Below are 17,804 nucleotides of genomic sequence, written 5' to 3' on the forward strand. Positions count from 1 at the left end.
TTTATTCGTTGTGCCCCATGGTGCTGCCGCGGACAACCAGTTCGGCCGGGTAGATGACCGGATCCAGCTGCTCTTCCGGGTTTTCGATCGCGCGGATCAGGAGCTTCCCGGCGGTCACGGCCATGTCCACCATGGGCTGGGTCACCGTGGTGAGGCCCATGCCGTTGGCAGCCAGGAGGGAATGGTTGTCGAAACCCACAACGGCAACATCCTCCGGAACCTTTCGGCCCCCGCCCCGCACCACGTCAATAAGGCCCAGCGCCATCAGGTCAGAGGCGGCGAAAACACCGTCCAGCTCCGGCGACCCGGAGAAGAGGTCCCGTGCCGCTTCGGCGCCACCCGCCGTCGTAAAGTCACCGTGGATGACGGGCCCGGGCTGCAGCCCGGCCTCCCTGACACCCTGCATCCAGCCTTCCAGGCGGTCAACTGCCGCCGTCATGTCGGCGGGTCCTGCCACGGTTCCCAGCCGGGTGCGCCCGGCGGCGGCCAGGTGGCGGGCGGCAAGCCGGCCGCCCTCGAAGTTGTCCAGGTCCACATAGGGGACCCCGAAACCCATCGCCCAGGGCCTGCCGATGAAAACGGTGGGCAGGCCCGTTGTGCCGAGGGTCTCCGCCCAGTCGTCCGCCTTGTGGAACGAGACCACGATCGCGCCGTCCACGTGCCCGCCCCGCAGGTACCGCTGGGTCCGGGCGGAGTCATCCCCCGCCCGGGACATCAGCAGCACCAGCTGCATGTCGGTGCCCCGGAGGGCCTCGTTGACGCCGGTGATGACGGCGGCGAAGAAGGGGTCCATCATCACCCGTGCGTCCGGCTCCGGAATGACCAGCGCAATGGACCCGGTGCGCCTGGTCACCAGGGACCGGGCTGCACGGTTCGGCGTGTAGCCGAGGGCAACGATGGCGGCGTCGACGGCGGCCTGGGCTTCCGGGCTGACCTTCAGCCCGCCGTTGATCGCCCTGGACGCGGTGGAGCGGGACACTCCGGCGGCCGTGGCAAGATCTTCAAGCGTCGGGCTGGGCCGCCCCGCTTGCAGGAGGCCGGGCCGGCGGGACTTTTGGTTCATTACACAGACAATACGACACCCGGCTCCGCAGGCGACACGGGGCTGCTGCCGGCCGGAAGGGCGTTCGAGGCCGCCACCGCCGAGTACCACAACGCACTGGCTTTCGGGATGCGCTCCTGGGTTGAATAATCCACCCGGACCAGGCCGAAGCGCTGGTGGTAGCCGAAGGACCACTCGAAGTTGTCCAGCAGGGACCAGGCCAGGTATCCGCGGACATCCACGCCGTCCTCGATGGCATCGTGCACTGCCCGGAGGTGGGCTGCGAAGAACCCCAGCCGGTCCTGGTCGTCCACGAAGCCAGCCTCGTCAGGGACATCATCGTAGGCTGCACCGTTTTCGGTGATGTAGACGGGGATCCCGGCGGGGCCGGTGTACTCCGCCTGCAGCCGGTTGAGCAGGCGCCGCAGCCCCTCCGGCTGGACCTCCCAGCCCATTCCCGTCACCGGCAGGCCGCGGGGTACCGAACGGACGCCGTCGGCTGCCACGAACGGGGAGGACACCGGGCGGTCCGCCTGGCCCGGGGCCGACGTGGTCTCCTGCCCCGCCCGCTCCACGGGATCCACCGGGTCCTTCGTGAGGGATTCCCCGTGGTAGTAGTTGACGCCGAGCAGGTCCAGCGGCGTGGAGATGGTGTCCAGGTCCCCGTCCTGCACCAGGCCGGCCAGGCCAAGGTGCGCCACGTCCGCCATAAGATCGGCCGGGTACTCCCCCCTGAACAGCGGATCCAGGAAGATCCTGTTGAACTGGCCGTCGATCCGCCTGGCGGCGTCCCGGTCGCCCTCGCTGCCGGGATCCCGCGGATCCGGGACCGTCAGGTTCAGGGTGATGCCCAGGGTGGCGTCCGGGTCCTCGCGGCGGAGCTCGCGGGCGGCCAGGCCGTGGCCGAGCAGCAGGTGGTGGGCGGCAGCCAGTCCTGCCCGCGGGTCCTGCCTTCCCGGCGCATGGACACCCGCCGCATAGCCCAGGAAGGCCGAGCACCACGGTTCGTTAAGGGTTGTCCAGATCCGGACCCGGTCGCCCAGGACGCCGTGCATGAGCGCCGCGTATTCGGCGAACCGGTAGGCGGTGTCCCGGTTGGCCCAGCCGCCCTTGTCCTCAAGCGCCTGGGGCAGGTCCCAGTGGTAGAGGGTCAGCCACGGCGTAATACCGGCAGCCAGCAGTTCATCCACCAGGCGGGAGTAGAAGGCGATCCCCTCAGGATTGGGCGTCACGCCATCCGGCACGCAGCGGGCCCAGGACGTGGAGAACCGGTAGGCCTTCATGTGCAGCTGGTCCATCAGCGCCACGTCCTCCTTGTAGCGCCGGTAGTGGTCACAGGCCACGTCACCGTTGTGGCCGTCCGCCACGGCACCGGGCACCCGGGCGAACACGTCCCAGATGGAGTCCTGCCGCCCCCCGGTGTGTGCTGCGCCTTCGATCTGGTACGCAGCTGTTGCCGCGCCCCAGAGAAAGCCCTCCGGAAACGGAAGTTGGGTGGAACTCATCCTTTTACTGCTCCTTGCATAATTCCAGATACGAGTTGACGGCCTGCCGCGATAAACAGGAGCAGGAGCGGGACGGTGGCCAGGACGGCTCCGGCCAGGACCACGGAGTAGTCCACGAAGTGGGCGGCCTGCAGCAGCTGCAGCGCCACCGGGAGGGTGGGGTTGGATGGGTCAAGGACAATGAACGGCCAGAAGAAGTTGGTCCAGGTGGCCACGAAGGTGAACAGGGCAAGCATGGCGGCCGCCGGACGGGCGGCAGGGAACCCGATGTACCAGAAGGCCTGGATCATGGAGGCACCGTCCATCCGTACGGCCTCGATGAGCTCATCGGGGAGGGCGTCACGGAGGTATTGGGTCATCCAAAAAACGCCGAAGGCGGTAACAACGCCCGGGATGATGACGGCCCACAGCGAGCCGGTCCACCCCAGCTTGGACATCACGATGAACAGCGGGACCACGCCAAGCTGGGTGGGAACCGCCATGGTTGCTATGACGAACACCAGCAGCCCCTTGCTGCCGCGGAAGCGCAGCTTGGCAAAGGCGAATCCGGCAAGGGTGGAAAACACGACGACGGACGCCGCGGTCACGCACGAGACGATGAGGCTGTTGCCCATTGCCTTCCAGAACGGGATGCTGTCAAAGACTTTCGCGGCGTTGGCCAGGAAGTTCCCGCCGGGCAGCAGCGGGATGCCGCGGCTCAGGACCGTATTGTCGTGGCTGCCCACCAGGAAGGACCAATACAGCGGAAAGAGGGACGCCAGCAGGACGGCACCCAGGAAGCCGTAGGTGAGGAAGCCGGGCCGGCGGGCACCGCCGTGGCCGCCCCCCGAGCGCCTGGCCCCTGGTCCGCAGCGGGCTGCTGCCCGGGCGGCCCCCTTCCCGGCGGTCTGTTCGATCATGGGGATGGAGCTCACTTGCGGCCTCCCTGGCTTGCAATGCGCTTGGTGATGAGGAAGTTGAGCAGGGCGATCAGCACAATGATCAGGAAGAGCAGCCAGGCCACGGCAGAGGCCCTGCCGAAGTTGCGCTGGCCCCAGCCGAGTTCCCAGATATACATGGTCAGCGTCTGCCACTGCCTGTCAGCTCCGCCCAGGCCGGACTGGTCAAAGACCCGCGGCTCGTCGAAGATCTGCAGGCCGCCGATGGTGGAGGTGATCACCACGAAGATCACCGTTGGCCGCAGCATGGGGACTGTTACGGAGAAGAACTGCCGGAGCCTGCCGGCGCCGTCGATGGTTGCCGCTTCGAACACGTCCCGCGGGATCGCCTGCATGGCTGCGAGGAAGATCAGCGCGTTGTAACCGGTCCAGCGGAAGTTCACCATGGTGGCGATGGCCAGATGGCTCGCAAGAGATTCAGAATGCCACCGGACCGGGTCCAGCCCTACCGCCGTCAACATCCCGTTAATCAGCCCAAACTGGTCCGCGAAGAGGTTGTTGAAGATCAGGCCCACCGCCACCGGCGCCACGACGAACGGCACCAGGACCCCCATCCGCCAGAACGTCCGGGCCCGCAGGTTCGCGTCCAGCACCGCCGCTATGACCAGGGCGATGACAACCTGGGGCACGGAGGACAGGATGAAGATGCTGAAGGTGTTGCCCACGGCATTCCAGAAGTAGGGCTGGGCCACAACGAAGGCGTAGTTTTCCAGGCCCGTGAACTTCCCCTGCCCGCCGATGAGGTTCCAGTTGTGCAGGGAAACCCAGGCGGTGTAGACCAACGGGAAGAGCCCGGTGACGGCAAACAGGATAAAGAACGGCGAGATATAGAGGTAGGGGGAGAGCTTGACGTCCCACTTGGAGACCTGCTGCGAGAAGGCCAGGCGTCGGACACCCTTCGTCTCCCCGGGCGGGACCTGCCCCCCGGCGCTCCGTGGCCGGACCCGGTCGGTGACAGCCATGCCTAGAGGGACTTCACTGCGGTGACGAACTTCTCCCAGGAGGAGGCGGCGTCGTCCGACTTGTCAACGTCCACGCGGGTGAGGGCCTGCTGCATGGCGTCATTGATGGCGAAGTACTTGGTTCCCTTGAAGGGCGTGACCTCAACGGCCTTGGCGCGCTCGGCGAAGATCTGGCCGGTGGGCGCGCCGTTGAAGAACTCATTCGTCTGGCCCAGCAGTTCGCTGCTTTCCAGCGCCTCCTTCTGGCTGGGGAAGGTGCCCTTGGCAGTGAAGGCCTTGATCTGCTGCTCAGGGGCGGTCAACCAGCCTGCCAGCTTCTTGGCCTCGGCCTGGTGTTCGCCCTGGGTGGGGACCGTCAGGTAGGACCCGCCCCAGTTTCCGCCGCCGCCGGGGAAGACATTGGCCACATCCCAGCCGGTGACCCCGGCTGCGTTGCCCTCGATGACTCCCAGCATCCAGCCCGGGCAGAGGGTTGTTGCGAAGGCGCCGGTCTGGAATCCGGAGGCCCAGTCGTCGCTCCACTGGCTGAGGTGGGCGGACAGCCCGTCCTCGGTGGAGGCCTTCAGGACCTGGTTGTAGGTGTCCTTGACCTTCTGGTTTTCCGTGGCGATGACGGTGCCGTCCTCCTCCTCGTAGACCTTCTCAAGCTGGTTGCTCATGCCCTGGTAGATTGCCCCCGCTGAGTCGAACCAGGCGGAATCAGGGTTTGCGGCCTTGTAGGCCTTGCCGGCCTCGAAGTAGCTGTCCCAGGTAGTTCCCAGCATCTTGGCAACTTCCCCGCGTTCGCTGGGCATGCCGGCCTTCTTGAGCAGCTCGGCGTTGTAGCAGACGGCCTCGGGGCCGGAGTCCGTCCCGTAGCCAAGGAGCTTGCCGTCGGCAGTGGTGGCAGCCTCGGCCTTCCAGTCCAGCCAGCGTCCTTCCACGGCGGGGTCGGCCAGGTCGGCAAAGCGGTCCGGGTACTGCAGGAGTTCCGGAAGCCAGTCCACCTCAACGGCCTCGATATCGGACAAGCCGGAGCCGGCTGCCAGGCGTGTGGTGAGGTTGTCCCGTGCTTCGTTGGTGGTTGCCGCCTTTTTGTGCTCAATGGTCACATTCGGATTCAGCGTTTCGTACTCTTCAAAAAGCTCCTCGTAGCCGAACTCATTGAAGGTGCCCACCGTGAGCGTGACGGGATCTGAGCCGGTGGCGTCGTTCACGCCGCCCTTCTCGGGCGCTGCTGATCCGCAGGCCGTCAGCGACAACGCCAGGCAGGCGGCCGCGGTGGACAGCACGGTGAACTTGGTTGGGTTTTTCACGGTGAAGACTCCTTCGTCAGAAAAAATGCCTTGCCGATCCGCGTGGACGGCTGAAGGCGAGAAGTGGTGAGCGGCGGGCCCCGGGTGGTGACCATGGGTGGGAGCGCTCTCACCACATGGTGTCCCACCTCACAACCTCTTGTCAAGAAGCGGTAGGAGCGCTTCCACGCCACCCTTGCCCGCGCCACTTGGCGGTGTTACGCTTCCCCGACGAGAGCGCTCCCACGGCCCGCACCAAGCAAGCTGCCGGCCATCAGCCTCGACGAATCCCACCAACGAATAGGACCAGCAATGCCGCTAGCCCATCTCCCCCGTCCGCCGCGTTCCGGCAAACCGCAGGACCCGCCGCGGCGGCGCACGCAGGGCCGGGGCCGGCACGTCGCCGGTGCCGTTGCCCTCCTGGTCGGCCTGATCGGCAGTGGCGCAGGCATGGCCACCGCTGCCGGGACCACCACGCCGGCTGCGCCGCAAGCACCGGCACCCCAGGCTCCTGCACCGGCGGCTCCCCCGGCACTTCCCCAGGGCGCGGAACCTGATTTTGGCCCCAACGTCCGGATCTTCGATCCCAGCATGCCGGTGGCTGAAATCCAGGCAACGGTTGATTCCATCGCCGCCGAACAGGTGGACGATGAGATGGGATCCAAACGCTACTCACTGCTGTTCAAACCGGGCACCTACGGCAGCGCCGAGGAGCCGCTCATTGTCCAGGTGGGCTACTCCACCGAGGTCGCGGGACTGGGCGCTTCCCCCACAGATGTCACCATCAACGGGCACGTGGACGTCTACAACCGGTGCCTCACCGCGGATAACTGCATCGCCTTGAACAACTTCTGGCGGTCCCTGTCCAACCTCACCATCAACGTCACCGGCCTCGAGGGCTGCCGCAGCTCCGCCAATTTCTGGGCGGCCTCCCAGGCATCGCCCATGCGGCGGATCAACATCACCGGCGGCAACCTCTCCCTCATGGACTACTGCACCGCGGGCCCGCAGTACGCCAGCGGCGGCTTCATCTCCGACTCGAGGACCGGCGACGTCATCAACGGCTCGCAGCAGCAGTACTTCGTGCGGGACAGCAGCATTGGCAACTGGTCCAACGGGGTCTGGAACCAGGTCTTCTCCGGAGTGGATGGCGCACCGGCGCAGTCCTTCCCCAACCCGCCGTACACCACCCTGGCGGATACACCGATCAGCCGCGAGAAGCCGTACCTCACGCTGGATTCGGCCGGCCAGTACAGCGTGTTCGTTCCCGCAGTCCGCATGGATTCCTCCGGGAGCACCTGGGAAAACGGCCCGACGCCGGGCCGCAGCATCCCGCTGTCCGACTTTTACGTGGCCAGCCCCTCGGATTCCGTCCAGACCATCAACTCCCAACTGGCACGCGGCAAGAACCTGCTGCTCACCCCCGGGGTTTACGGCATTGACGGGAGCATCGAGGTCAAAAGGGCCAACACCGTCGTCCTGGGGCTGGGCATCGCCACCCTCACCGCCGTCAACGGCGCCGTCCCGCTGACAGTCGCGGATGTGCCCGGCGTGGACATTGCCGCCGTCACCATCGACGCCGGTGAAGTGAATTCACCGGCTTTGATGCGGATCGGAAAGGCCCGGCAGGGCGAGGGCAGCGGGTCCGCCAACTCGGATGTCCACACCGATCCCGCCAACCCCACCACGCTCCATGACGTGTTCTTCCGCATCGGCGGCCCGCACGTGGGCAAAGCGTCCGTCAGCCTGGAGGTCAACAGCGACAACGTCCTCCTGGACCACATCTGGGCCTGGCGCGCCGACCACGGCAACGGGGTGGGCTGGACCACCAACACCGGCAGGAACGGCGTGATCATCAACGGGGACAATGTCACCGCCACCGGCCTGTTCGTGGAGCACTACCAGGAGTACAACGTCATCTGGAACGGCGAAAACGGCAGGACCGTCTTCTTCCAGAATGAACTGCCCTACGACGCGCCCAACCAGGCCGCCTGGCAGCACGACGGGGTCCTGGGCTGGGCCGGCTACAAGATCGCAGACTCCGTCAAGACCCACGAACTCTGGGGCGGCGGCAGCTACGTCTACAACAACGTGGACCCCACCATCCATGCCACCAGGGGCTTTGAGGTGCCCGTAACGCCAGGCGTGAAGCTGCACAGCCTGCTCACGGTCAACCTGGGCGCCGGCACGCTGGACCACGTCATCAATGACACCGGCGCACCGGTGTCAACGGACGCCGTCGGGGTCCCCAGCTACGTCCCCAGCTTCCCCTAACGAAGCACCCTGGCGAGTTTTCGTCCAGATACGGGGAGATAACCGCCCCGGAAGTCCTCGTATCTGGACAAAAACTCGCAGGTCAGCCCCACCGCACGGCAGGCCAGCCGTCCTTCCACTCCAGCCCGGCGAGGCCAAGCCGGAAGGCGCCGTCGAGTTCTTCCGCGTAGTAGTGGAAGGCGAGTACGTTACCGGAAACGGACTGTCCGCCCGGTCCCACCCGCCCGCCGTCGGAGGCCAGCAGAGGGGTGCCGCCGCCGTCGAGCAGTCCTTTGCCCCCGGCGTCCACGTACGGGCCGGTGATGCTGTCAGCCCGGCCCACGGCAATGTTGTAAGTACTCTCCAGGCCCTGGCAGCAGAAGTCGCGGGAGAAGAACAGGTAGAACTTCCCGCCGTGCGGCAGGATGTAGGGCGCTTCGATGGCGTTGGGCGGCGCTTTCCGGTCCGCGATGGCCAGCGGTTCAGCGGCGTCAGCGCGCAGGCCGGTGGGCCAGGCGAGTTCCACTATCTGCAGGCCTGTCCAGAACGATCCGAAGGACATCCACGGCGTGCCGTGTTCGTCCTCCGCGATGCCGGGATCGATGGCGTTGAACCGTTCCCCTTTGGAGGAGATGACCTGCCCCCGGTCCACCCACTCGTACTCCGGGTCGGCTGGATCCAGCGTGGTGTTTGTTGCCAGCGCGATCACCGAGAGGTTCTTCCCGAAAGTGGACGCCGAGTAGTACAGGTACCAGGTCCCGTCATGCTCATACAGCTCGGGAGCCCAGAGGTTGTCCACCCCCGGCACCGCTTCGTCCAGCCACGCCGGCTTTTCCTGCCAGACCTCGCCGGCATATTCCCAGTGCACCCCGTCGCTGGAGCGGCGCACCTGGATGTTGCCATCCGCCACCTGCCCGTTGCCGGTGGAATAGATGAACCAGGGCTTCCCGGCCTCCCCCGTCACGAGCGCGGGGTCGTGGGTGAAGAAGTCGCCGGTAAGTTCGGCGGCGCTTGCCTCCGGTGCCGCGGCGGGCGGGGCGCCGCAGCCGGCCAGGACAAGGACGACGACGGCGGCCAGCACCGCTGCCAGCCGCACCACCAAGGTTGGAACAGCAGTGCGGCCTGCAGCGTCGCCTTGCGCCTGGACAGGCACGTCAGCCAAGCGCGACGGCGGACCAGGACACCGGCGGCAGGGTGACGGTGAGCGTGCCCTCCTCCAGGACGGCGCCGTCGAGCTGCTTCAAACCCACCCGATCCTGGTCCTGGAGGGTGTTCTTGGCGTAGACGTCCTCGTCGTGGAGGGTGACGGCCTCGGTGATCACCTTTGCGTTGAGTTCGGAGACGTTGATGGTGATATCGACCGACTCGGTCTGGCTGCGGTTCACCAGGAAAAGGGCAGATTCCCCGGTGGCGGCGTCGGCGGTTGCAACCGCGTCCACCAGCGGCGCCTCGCCGTAGACCGCCGTGGTGTAGGTTCCAGCGTCGATCCGGGGACGGAGCACCTCGCCCTTCGCGAGCCGCGACGTGACGGAGAACGGGAAGAACGTGGTCTGCCGCCAGGTGTCCCCGCCCGGTTCGGTCATGATGGGCGCGATCACGTTCACCAGCTGGGCCAGGGAAGCGGCGGCAACGCGGTCGTGGTTCTTCAGGAGCGTCATGAGCAGGTTGCCGAACACCACGGCGTCGGCCACGGAGTAGGTGTCCTCCAGCTGGCGCGGTGCGTGCGTCCAGTCCTCGTTGACCTCGTCGGAGGCCTGGTGCTCGTCCAAATACCAGATGTTCCATTCGTCAAAGGACAGCTGGATGGTCTTCTTGCTCTTGAGCTTGTGTTTGACGTGGTCAGCGGTGGCCACCACGGTCTCGATGAAGTACTGCATGTCCAGCGAGGACGCCAGGTAGGAGCCGAGGTCGCCGTTGCGCTCCTGGTAGTAGGCGTGGCAGGAGATGTAGTCCACGTAGTTGTAGCTGTGTTCCAGGACCACGCGCTCCCACTCGCCGAACGTGGGCATGGCGGATCCGGATGAGCCGCAGACCACCAGCTCCAGGTTCTTGTCCGCCGTCTTCATGGCGGAGGCGGTGCGGGCAGCGAGCTTTCCGTAGTCCTCTGCCGACATGTGGCCGATCTGCCAGGGACCGTCCATCTCGTTCCCCAGGCACCACATGCGGATGTTGTAGGGATCCTTGGCGCCGTTGGCGATGCGCTGCTCGCTGAGTGCGGTTCCGGAGGGGTGGTTGGTGTACTCCAGGAGGTCAAGGGCCGCCTCGATGCCCCGGGTGCCCAGGTTCACGGCCATCATCAGTTCGGAGCCGGTGAGCTCGCACCAGCGGGCGAACTCGTCCAGGCCAACCTGGTTGGATTCAAGCGAGTGCCACGCAAGGTCCCGGCGTACGGGACGCTGCTCCCGCGGCCCGACGCCGTCCTCCCAGCGGTAGCCGGAGACGAAGTTGCCGCCGGGGTAGCGGATGGTACTGGAGCCGAGCTCCTTGACCAGTTCGATGACGTCCAGGCGGAAGCCGTCCTCATTGGCTGTGGGGTGGCTGGGTTCATAGATGCCGTCATAGACGCAGCGGCCCAGGTGCTCCACGAAGGATCCGAAGATGCGGCGGTTGACGGGGGCCACAACGGCGGAGCGGTCCACGGTGATGACGGTGGGTGCCACGACAGCCATGTCGGTCTGTTCAGTAGCGGCGGAAGTGATGGTCACGGTGTGTATTCCTGTTCTGTCTAACGTTGTAAAAAGATGGTGGGTCTCAATGGAGTGGTCATCGGGGTAGCTAGGCGGGGGAAGGTCCTGCGACTTCCAGCCGGGCGAGCCGGTGGCCCACCAGCCATCCGGAGATGAGCAGCGGGACCGAGGCGCCGATGAGGGGCACCAGCACCGTCATTCCGGAGAAGACGACGGCGGCGGCCGCCAAGGTGGCCAGCAGGGAAAGGCTCATGGCAGGTGAAACGAGCGGAAGCATAAACGCGGTCCGACATGTCCTGGCCACGGAATCCCGGTAGCGGCTGCACAGGCCCACCGCGGTGGCCGCAGCGGCCAGGGTGGCTCCTGCGGCAACCGTGGAAAGCACCATGAGGACGGCGTGTACGGGCGCCGGCATCGCTGTCGCGGCAGGACCCAGCAGGACTGTGAAGTCCAGGACAAGGACGACGCCGGCAATCCAGAAGACGCCTCCCACCAGGTTGGCGTGCCGGAACTGGAAGCGGTAGGCGGCGATGAAGTCCCGCACCAGGCTGTCCCCGGCGGAACCGAAGCGCAGCCTGCCCAGGACGGTGGTGGCTGCCACGGCGGCAGGGAAGAGGCCCAGGACCACCAGCCCTGCCAGGGCTCCGGCCACGAAGAGCACGTTGACCAGGACCAGCCGGGTGGAAAAGCGGAGCCAGTCCATCAGCCGCCCGGCCCACCCCAGTGGAGCATCGGTCATAGCAGCCCCTCCCGGGTTCCGGACCAGGCCACACCGCGCTGGTCGATGCCGCTGAAGGAAAGGGCCGGGCGGTTGCGGGACCAGTCCCATGAGCCGAAGACCACGGCGTCAATCTCCGTGCCCGGTTCGCCACCGGGGTCCGTGGGACGCAGGCGGACAGCCAGTGGATGCCCGCGGAAGTCCGCGGGATGGAGGTCAACGCTCTCCACGCCCATCCGCACGGCCGGCACAACGTCTGTGGACTCGGGGTCGAAGCGCAGGACCTCCCACGTTCCGGCCACGTCGGCAGGAGCGGGAACAGCCTCACTCCGGAGCCCGGCGAACGGCTGGGGTGAGATGACGGGCCAGCCGCCCGCAGTGAAGAAGAGCCGGCGCAGTTGGACCACGTGCTGGCTGGGATCCGCTCCAAAGCGGACATGGTGGACCATAAAGTGCTCGGCTGCTCCGTCCGGCCCCTTCTGCGTGAGGACTGAATTGTGGCCGGGCGCCAGCCAGGCCGTTCCGCCATCGAACTGATAGCTGCCCAGCACCTTGGTGCCTACCGCGGCAGGCGGCGCGTCCACGTCGGTCATCTCCAGCCCGCGGAAATCCCGGTAGGGCCCGGTGATGTGGTCCGCGACGGCCACCCTCACGTTGTAGGTGGTGAACAGCGAATCATAGGAGGTGAACAGGATGTAGCGGCCATCCTGCGGACTGCGGAGAATGAAGGCGCCTTCCACCGCCCCCTCCACCGACCGCGGACGGCGGGCAATGACGGAGCCCAGGTCACCTGCCACCCTGGGCAGCCCCGAACCGGGGTCCAGGGGAAGGATGTAGATGCCGGAGAAGAAGGAGCCATAGGTCAGCCAGGGGTTACCACCGCCGTCGAAGGCAACCGCTGCATCTATGGCATTTTGGGAATGTTCGCCCTTGCGGGTTGCCACCACCAGGCCGCGGTCCTCCCACGGACCGTTGGGAGACGGCGCCACGGCAAGGCCGATTGCGGAGGTGTTGGACCCGAAGGTGGACGCCGAGTAGTACATATGCCATCCACCGCCCGGCCAGCGGACCACTTCCGGTGCCCATAATCCTTGGGCCCCGGACCATGCCGCTGCCGCTTCGGGCACTCCGTCGAGTGCGGTTCCGAGGTAGGTCCACCGCACCAGGTCAGTGGAGGTCCGTACATGCACTCCGGAAGGAATGTCTTTCGAGTTGGCCACCGCATCGGTGGAAAACATGTAGTAGGTGCCGTCGTCGTCGCGGACAACAGTGGGGTCGTGGGCATGCCGCGTGCCCCAGGAGGACGGCTCCTGGGTGGCTCCCGCGGGGAGCGGAAGCAACTCCGCCGCGACGTCGATGCCGGAGTCTGTATGCACTGCCACGGCTCAGCCCTTGGATCCGGAAAGCGCGATGGACTCGATGATCTGGCGCTGGAACACCACGAAGACAATAAGCACCGGAAGGAGCGCCACGAAGGATGCGGCCATGATGAGCGGGTAATCCGTCTGGATGGCGTACTGTGCGTTGAAATTGGCGATGACCAGCTGCAGGGTCTGTGTCCCCGGGGAGTTCAGGTAGATGATCGGTGCCAGGTAGTCGTTCCACATGGCCATGAACCAGAGGATGAACTGGGCGGCGAGTGCCGGGCGGATGGCGGGCAGGATCAGGGTCCAGAAGATCTGCAGGTAGGAGGCGCCGTCAATCCGGGCCGCCTCAACGATGGAGTCCGGGATGCTGTTCAGGAACTGGCGCAGGAAGAAGATCATGATGATGTTGCCGAAGAGTCCCGGCACGATCAGCGGCAGCAGCGTGTCCACCCAGCCGATGCTCGCGAAGATGGTGAACTGCGGAATCATCAGGGTGGGAAACGGGATCATGAGGCCGGACAGGAGGCCCAGGAACAGGACGTTCTTGAAGGGCATCCGCATCTTGGCGAAGGCAAACGCCGCGAGCGCGGAGGTCAGCGAGCCCACGATGGTCACCGAGCAGGCCACGATCAGGCTGTTCTGGATGCCGGTCAAGAGCGGGCCGGCGGTCCAGATGCGGGCATAGTTCTCCCACACGAAGGGGTCCGGAATCCACTGGGGCGGAAGTTCGAAGACGCCGTCCTTCGTCTTGAGAGAGGTGGAGAAGGTCCAGGCGAGCGGGGCGATCATCACGATTGCGCCGACGCTGAGGACCAAGGTGGTGAGGATGTTGCCCAGGCGGAGTGTTTCCTTCGCGGACCGGGAGCCCCTGCCCGCCCTCCCGGGACCGGCTGGCTTTCCGCTCCCGGCACCGCCGGGGATTTCGTGGGCGGGCTCCAGCGGGGGTGTGGTGATGACGTTCTGTGCGGACATGGCTGCCTGCCTCAATCGATCGAAAACTGGTTGCGGCGGTTGAGCCGGAACTGGATGAAGGTGATGACGAAGACCAGCAGCCCCAGGACCACGGACATGGCGGACGCGTACCCCATCTGGAGGTTGTCGAACGCCTTTTGCCAGATGTACCAAACGATGGAGGCGGACTGGAACTCAGGGCCGCCAGTGGGGGTCATGATGTTGATTTCGACAAAGATCTGGGAGCCGCCGATGATGCTGGTGACAATCAGGAAGAAGGTGACAGGCCGGACCATGGGGATGGTAATGTGCCGGAACTGCTGCCAGGCAGTTGCACCGTCCAGCGCTGCGGCCTCGTAAAGGTATCGGGGCACCGACTGGAGGGCTGCCAGGTACAGCAGCATGGAATATCCCAGGCCTTTCCAGATGGCCATGATGATGAGGGCGGGCTTCACGGTGGCGGTGTCCTGCAGCCAGTTGGGGCCGTCGATGCCCACCAGAGCCAGGCCCTGGTTGATGAGGCCGAAGTCCCCGTTGAAGGCCCACTGCCAGAGGATGGCGACGGCGGCTATGGAGGAGATCACGGGCAGGTAGTACACGGTGCGGAAGAACGTGGTGCCGCGCATCTTCCGGTTCATTGCCAGCGCCAGGGCCAGTGAGATGACCAATCCGATGGGAATGCCGATCATCATGTACAGGGTGTTCCAGAGCGACTGCAGGAAGTAGCGGTCACCGAACATCTTCGTGTAATTGTCCAGCCCCTTGAAGACTGGGGCGGAGATGCCGTTCCAGTTGGTGAACGAGGCGTACACCGAGAAGAGGAGCGGGAAGAGCGTAAAAAGGAGGAACCCGATCACCGGTATGGCAACAAAAGCGAGGGCTGCCCGGTGTTCCTTCCGGTGGAGCCGCGAGCGGCGGGGGCGCGTGATGGTTGTTGTCATACCGGTGATCCCCCTAGTTGCCGGCCTGCTGGTTGGCGGCGTCCAGGAATTCCTGCATCCTGGGCTGGGCTTCCTTCAGGTAGTCGGCGGCGGTCTGCTTGCCGTCCAGCACGGGCTGGATGTTGGTGAACAGCTCGTCATACCACTCGGCGTTGAAGGTGTTGCCGCCGGGCAGGGCACGGCCGTAGTCCTTGACGATCTGCAGGAACTCTTCCTTGTTGGCCGGCTTTGTGCTTGTGTCCGCTGCCCAGGTCTCGGCCATGTCCTTCAGGTTGGGGATCTGGATGCCCGCATCCACCAGGCTTTGCTGGGCTTCCTTGTTGGCGGTGAGGTATTCCACCAGCTTTACTGCCTCTTCGGGGTACTTGGTGCTTTCGGACACCGCGACGCCCAGCGTTCCGATCCAGCTGGCTGTCTCTCCGGTGTCGCCTGCCGGGTAGGGGATGACGTCCCACTCGAAGCCGAGCTTCTGGTAGGTCGAGAGATCCCAGGGGGCGATGGGGAAGAAGCCGATTTCGCCCTTCATCCAGCGCTGGTACGTGTCCAGGGTCTGTGCCTCAGCAACAGAGGGGGTTACGCCGTGGACGTTCTGCAGGTCTGCGAACCACTGCAGCGATTCGGCGAACTCGGGGGTGTCAACAGTGACCTTGGTACGGTCCTCGCTGAGCCAGTCTCCGCCGTTGGACCAGACAAACGGCTGCAGGTTCCACTGGACATTCAGGCCTGTTCCCCACTGGTCCAGTGTGCCGTCGCCGTTGGTATCGGCAGTGACCTTCTTGGCAGCGGCCACGAACTCGTCAAAGGTGTAGGGCTTGTCCTTATCCGGGAGCGGAACCCCGGCTTTCTCCAACATGGTCTTGTTGTAGCCGAAGGAGAACGGGCCGACGTCCTTGGGGAGGGCGTAGATGGCACCTTCACCAACGCGCTTGCCGTCGTAGCGGTAGCTGTCCACGCCGTATTCCCAGATATTGTCCAGGTCAATCGTGTCCGAGCCTTCCACGTATTCCGTGATGTCCTTGACGATCCCGTTCTGCACGTACGCCTGCACGTCCCCGGGTCCGATATAGAACACGTCAGGGACCTGCTTGCCGGCAATGGCTGCTTTCAGCTTGGTGGCGTACTGGTCCGCCGTTGTAACGATGATGTCAACGTCAACACCGTTAGCGGCCTCGAACTGTTCAACGGCCTTCTCATAGGCCTTCTTCTCATCTTCACCCCCGCGGAACATAAAGGTGAGCTTCTTTTCGCCGCCGGCGTCCCCGCCAGAGGGGGCGGAGCAACCGCCGAGCATAAGGCCGGCGGCGGTAAAAAGCGCCAGGGTCGCGGCCATGGGACGTGACTTCATCATCACGCAGTCCTTCCGGGTTGGGTGGAGCAAACAAGTTTATTGGGCTGGGCGGTACCGGGCTCCGCGGTCCGCGGTAGCGGGCCGACATCGGAGCGGTTGCTGCTTTGCAACGTTGTAAGAAACCATCACACAAGAGGCGAAGGATCGTCAAGGGCACCCCGCCAATTAGTTTTTCGCCGTCACAGACCCTCCTTGACGTGATCGAGGTCTCGTGCCATATTCGTCGTTACAACGTTGCAATACAGGCATGTATCCCTGCGGTTGAAACCGCTCCACTTCCCGGAAGGACCACGTGATGATGAAGTCACGTCCATGGGCGCTCCGCGCTGCAGGATTGGCTGCAGCCCTGGGCCTCACCCTCACAGCGGCAGTGCTTCCGACGGCGGCCAGTCCCCACATGGGCGCTACCGCTCCCGCCCCGGAAGTTCCTGGGACGATGCCAGCGCCGGCTGCGAAGAACGACATCAGTCCGGCGGACCTGCCAGGCGGAAAGACCGTGGTTGGCCAAACCTCCCCCATCCACGATCCGGCCCTCATCATCGACGACGACGGGACCTGGTACGTCTACTCCACTGGCCTGGTGAACCGGGAAAACGGCGGCACCATCCAGGCCTGGTCTTCCCATGACCAGGGAACCACGTGGGAGTACAGCGGCACCGTCTGGGACCAAATTCCCGCATGGATTGACGAGCACTTCTCCGACGGCGAGCTCCCCGGCAACCTGTGGGCGCCGGAGATCATCGAACATGACGGCACCTACTACCTGTACTACTCGGCGTCGCGCTTTGGCGGCAACAAGTCCCTGACAGCCCTCGCCACCAACACCACCCTGGATCCCGCCGACCCGGACTACCAGTGGGTGGACCAGGGCATGGTGGTTTCCTCCCCCGCCACGGGCCTCGACCCGAACAACCCCGGCAAGACGTTCAACGCGATCGACGCCGGCATCATCGAGGACGCGGACGGCACCCCTTACATGGCCATCGGATCGTTCTGGTACGGCATCTTCCTGGTGCCCATCGAATGGCCAAGCGGCAAGCCGGTGGCGGACTGGCAGTCGAAAACCGTGAACATCGCGGACCGGTTCATGCCCGGCAACCCGGTCGAGGCGCCCTACATCACCAGGCACGATGGCTACTACTACCTGTTTGTCTCGTTCGATTCGTGTTGCCGCGGCGCCGACTCCACCTACAAGGTGGCCGTTGGCCGCTCCACCTCAGTGAAGGGGCCATACCTGGACAAGAACGGCCGCGACATGTTCGGCGGCGGCGGATCAGTTGTCCTGGATTCGCACGGCGCCGTCACGGGTCCGGGCGGCCAGTCCGTGTTTGGCGACTACCTGGCCTTCCACTACTACGACGGCTCCAACCAGGACATCCCCTACTTCCCCACCCTTGGCATCCAGAAAATCGACTGGACGGACGGCTGGCCAGCCTTCGACCAGACAGTTGCACTGCCGCAGGTTTCCAAGCAGCCAAAAGCCAGGGCAGCGGGCAGTACAGCCGTGGTGTCCGCTGCGGCCACGGGCACCCCGGGCCCGGTGGCAGTGTGGGAGACCTCGTCCGACGACGGCGCAAGCTGGCAGAAAGCGGCCCGCCAGCCCGTGATGAAACGGACGGATGAGGGCACGTACACCTCAACGCTTGAGCTGCCTGCCGCGACGCCCGGGCAGCCCGTAGTCCTGGTGCGGGCGGTGTTCCAGAACGCCCATGGCAAGGCAGTTACCGACGCCGTGGCACTCCCGCCCGTCACCGGAAATGGAACGGGGCCGGTCAGTCCGTGACCATGGCAGCGGCGCAGCCGTACTGACCACAGACG

General features: G+C 65.3%; 14 protein-coding genes. 2 read left to right on the plus strand and 12 right to left on the minus strand.

Annotated features, from left to right (window positions below):
* Position 1: 1 nt before the first annotated feature.
* The 5 genes from WHH00_RS18225 to WHH00_RS18245 are packed head-to-tail and all read right to left on the minus strand — an operon-like array spanning position 2 to position 5,742.
* Positions 2 to 1,063, minus strand: a complete 1,062-nt coding sequence (locus tag WHH00_RS18225) for a LacI family DNA-binding transcriptional regulator (protein ID WP_406635010.1) — start codon at positions 1,061 to 1,063, stop codon at positions 2 to 4.
* Complete coding sequence (locus WHH00_RS18230; protein WP_406635012.1) at positions 1,063 to 2,547, minus strand: glycoside hydrolase family 1 protein; 1,485 nt, start codon at positions 2,545 to 2,547, stop codon at positions 1,063 to 1,065. Before WHH00_RS18230 ends, WHH00_RS18225 begins: the two co-directional genes overlap by 1 nt.
* The gene (locus WHH00_RS18235; protein ID WP_406635014.1) at positions 2,544 to 3,461 is read right to left on the minus strand and encodes a carbohydrate ABC transporter permease; all 918 of its coding nucleotides are present in this window, start codon (positions 3,459 to 3,461) and stop codon (positions 2,544 to 2,546) included. Before WHH00_RS18235 ends, WHH00_RS18230 begins: the two co-directional genes overlap by 4 nt.
* Positions 3,458 to 4,447 carry a carbohydrate ABC transporter permease gene (locus WHH00_RS18240; RefSeq protein WP_406635016.1) on the minus strand — a complete coding sequence of 330 codons (990 nt, stop codon included), beginning with the start codon at positions 4,445 to 4,447 and terminating at the stop codon, positions 3,458 to 3,460. Before WHH00_RS18240 ends, WHH00_RS18235 begins: the two co-directional genes overlap by 4 nt.
* Positions 4,448 to 4,449: 2 nt before the next feature.
* Positions 4,450 to 5,742, minus strand: a complete 1,293-nt coding sequence (locus WHH00_RS18245; RefSeq protein ID WP_406635018.1) for an ABC transporter substrate-binding protein — start codon at positions 5,740 to 5,742, stop codon at positions 4,450 to 4,452.
* Between the two features lie 291 nt (positions 5,743 to 6,033).
* Here WHH00_RS18245 and WHH00_RS18250 point away from each other — a divergent pair, with 291 nt between their 5' ends.
* The gene (locus WHH00_RS18250; RefSeq protein ID WP_406635020.1) at positions 6,034 to 7,995 is read left to right on the plus strand and encodes an adenylyl cyclase; all 1,962 of its coding nucleotides are present in this window, start codon (positions 6,034 to 6,036) and stop codon (positions 7,993 to 7,995) included.
* 82 nt (positions 7,996 to 8,077) lie between these two features.
* Here the strand turns inward: WHH00_RS18250 and WHH00_RS18255 are convergent, their stop codons facing one another.
* From WHH00_RS18255 to WHH00_RS18285, 7 genes are all read right to left on the minus strand, one after another.
* Positions 8,078 to 9,127: an arabinan endo-1,5-alpha-L-arabinosidase gene (locus WHH00_RS18255; RefSeq protein ID WP_406638678.1), complete on the minus strand. Its 1,050-nt coding sequence runs from the start codon at positions 9,125 to 9,127 to the stop codon at positions 8,078 to 8,080.
* 1 nt (position 9,128) lies between these two features.
* Entirely contained in the window at positions 9,129 to 10,643 is a 1,515-nt protein-coding gene (locus WHH00_RS18260) for an alpha-N-arabinofuranosidase (protein WP_406638680.1), read from the minus strand.
* A gap of 106 nt (positions 10,644 to 10,749) precedes the next feature.
* Positions 10,750 to 11,400 (minus strand): YesL family protein, encoded by a 651-nt coding sequence (locus WHH00_RS18265; protein WP_406635022.1) that lies wholly within the window; start codon positions 11,398 to 11,400, stop codon positions 10,750 to 10,752.
* A complete protein-coding gene (locus tag WHH00_RS18270; protein ID WP_406635023.1) occupies positions 11,397 to 12,761 on the minus strand; it encodes an arabinan endo-1,5-alpha-L-arabinosidase in 1,365 nt (454 codons plus the stop codon). Before WHH00_RS18270 ends, WHH00_RS18265 begins: the two co-directional genes overlap by 4 nt.
* A 3-nt stretch (positions 12,762 to 12,764) precedes the next feature.
* Positions 12,765 to 13,718, minus strand: a complete 954-nt coding sequence (locus WHH00_RS18275) for a carbohydrate ABC transporter permease (RefSeq protein WP_191036019.1) — start codon at positions 13,716 to 13,718, stop codon at positions 12,765 to 12,767.
* Positions 13,719 to 13,729: 11 nt separating this feature from the next.
* Complete coding sequence (locus WHH00_RS18280) at positions 13,730 to 14,638, minus strand: carbohydrate ABC transporter permease (protein ID WP_406635026.1); 909 nt, start codon at positions 14,636 to 14,638, stop codon at positions 13,730 to 13,732.
* A 13-nt stretch (positions 14,639 to 14,651) separates the two neighbouring features.
* Positions 14,652 to 15,986, minus strand: a complete 1,335-nt coding sequence (locus WHH00_RS18285) for an ABC transporter substrate-binding protein (protein WP_406635028.1) — start codon at positions 15,984 to 15,986, stop codon at positions 14,652 to 14,654.
* Between the two features lie 295 nt (positions 15,987 to 16,281).
* Between WHH00_RS18285 and WHH00_RS18290 the strand changes: the two genes are divergently transcribed.
* Entirely contained in the window at positions 16,282 to 17,769 is a 1,488-nt protein-coding gene (locus WHH00_RS18290) for an arabinan endo-1,5-alpha-L-arabinosidase (protein WP_406635030.1), read from the plus strand.
* The last annotated feature ends 35 nt before the right edge of the window (positions 17,770 to 17,804 follow it).

This window comes from Pseudarthrobacter quantipunctorum (assembly GCF_045291495.1).
GTDB lineage: Bacteria > Actinomycetota > Actinomycetes > Actinomycetales > Micrococcaceae > Arthrobacter > Arthrobacter quantipunctorum.

What these genes read in the sequence shown, in the direction of transcription:
- WHH00_RS18225 (WP_406635010.1), bottom strand. Translation starts at nt 1,063, where the DNA reads ATGAACCAAAAGTCCCGCCGGCCCGGCCTCCTGCAAGCGGGGCGGCCC.
- WHH00_RS18230 (WP_406635012.1), bottom strand. Translation starts at nt 2,547, where the DNA reads ATGAGTTCCACCCAACTTCCGTTTCCGGAGGGCTTTCTCTGGGGCGCG.
- WHH00_RS18240 (WP_406635016.1), bottom strand. Translation starts at nt 4,447, where the DNA reads ATGGCTGTCACCGACCGGGTCCGGCCACGGAGCGCCGGGGGGCAGGTC.
- WHH00_RS18250 (WP_406635020.1), top strand. Translation starts at nt 6,034, where the DNA reads ATGCCGCTAGCCCATCTCCCCCGTCCGCCGCGTTCCGGCAAACCGCAG.
- WHH00_RS18260 (WP_406638680.1), bottom strand. Translation starts at nt 10,643, where the DNA reads ATGGCTGTCGTGGCACCCACCGTCATCACCGTGGACCGCTCCGCCGTT.
- WHH00_RS18265 (WP_406635022.1), bottom strand. Translation starts at nt 11,400, where the DNA reads ATGACCGATGCTCCACTGGGGTGGGCCGGGCGGCTGATGGACTGGCTC.
- WHH00_RS18275 (WP_191036019.1), bottom strand. Translation starts at nt 13,718, where the DNA reads ATGTCCGCACAGAACGTCATCACCACACCCCCGCTGGAGCCCGCCCAC.
- WHH00_RS18280 (WP_406635026.1), bottom strand. Translation starts at nt 14,638, where the DNA reads ATGACAACAACCATCACGCGCCCCCGCCGCTCGCGGCTCCACCGGAAG.
- WHH00_RS18285 (WP_406635028.1), bottom strand. Translation starts at nt 15,986, where the DNA reads ATGATGAAGTCACGTCCCATGGCCGCGACCCTGGCGCTTTTTACCGCC.
- WHH00_RS18290 (WP_406635030.1), top strand. Translation starts at nt 16,282, where the DNA reads ATGATGAAGTCACGTCCATGGGCGCTCCGCGCTGCAGGATTGGCTGCA.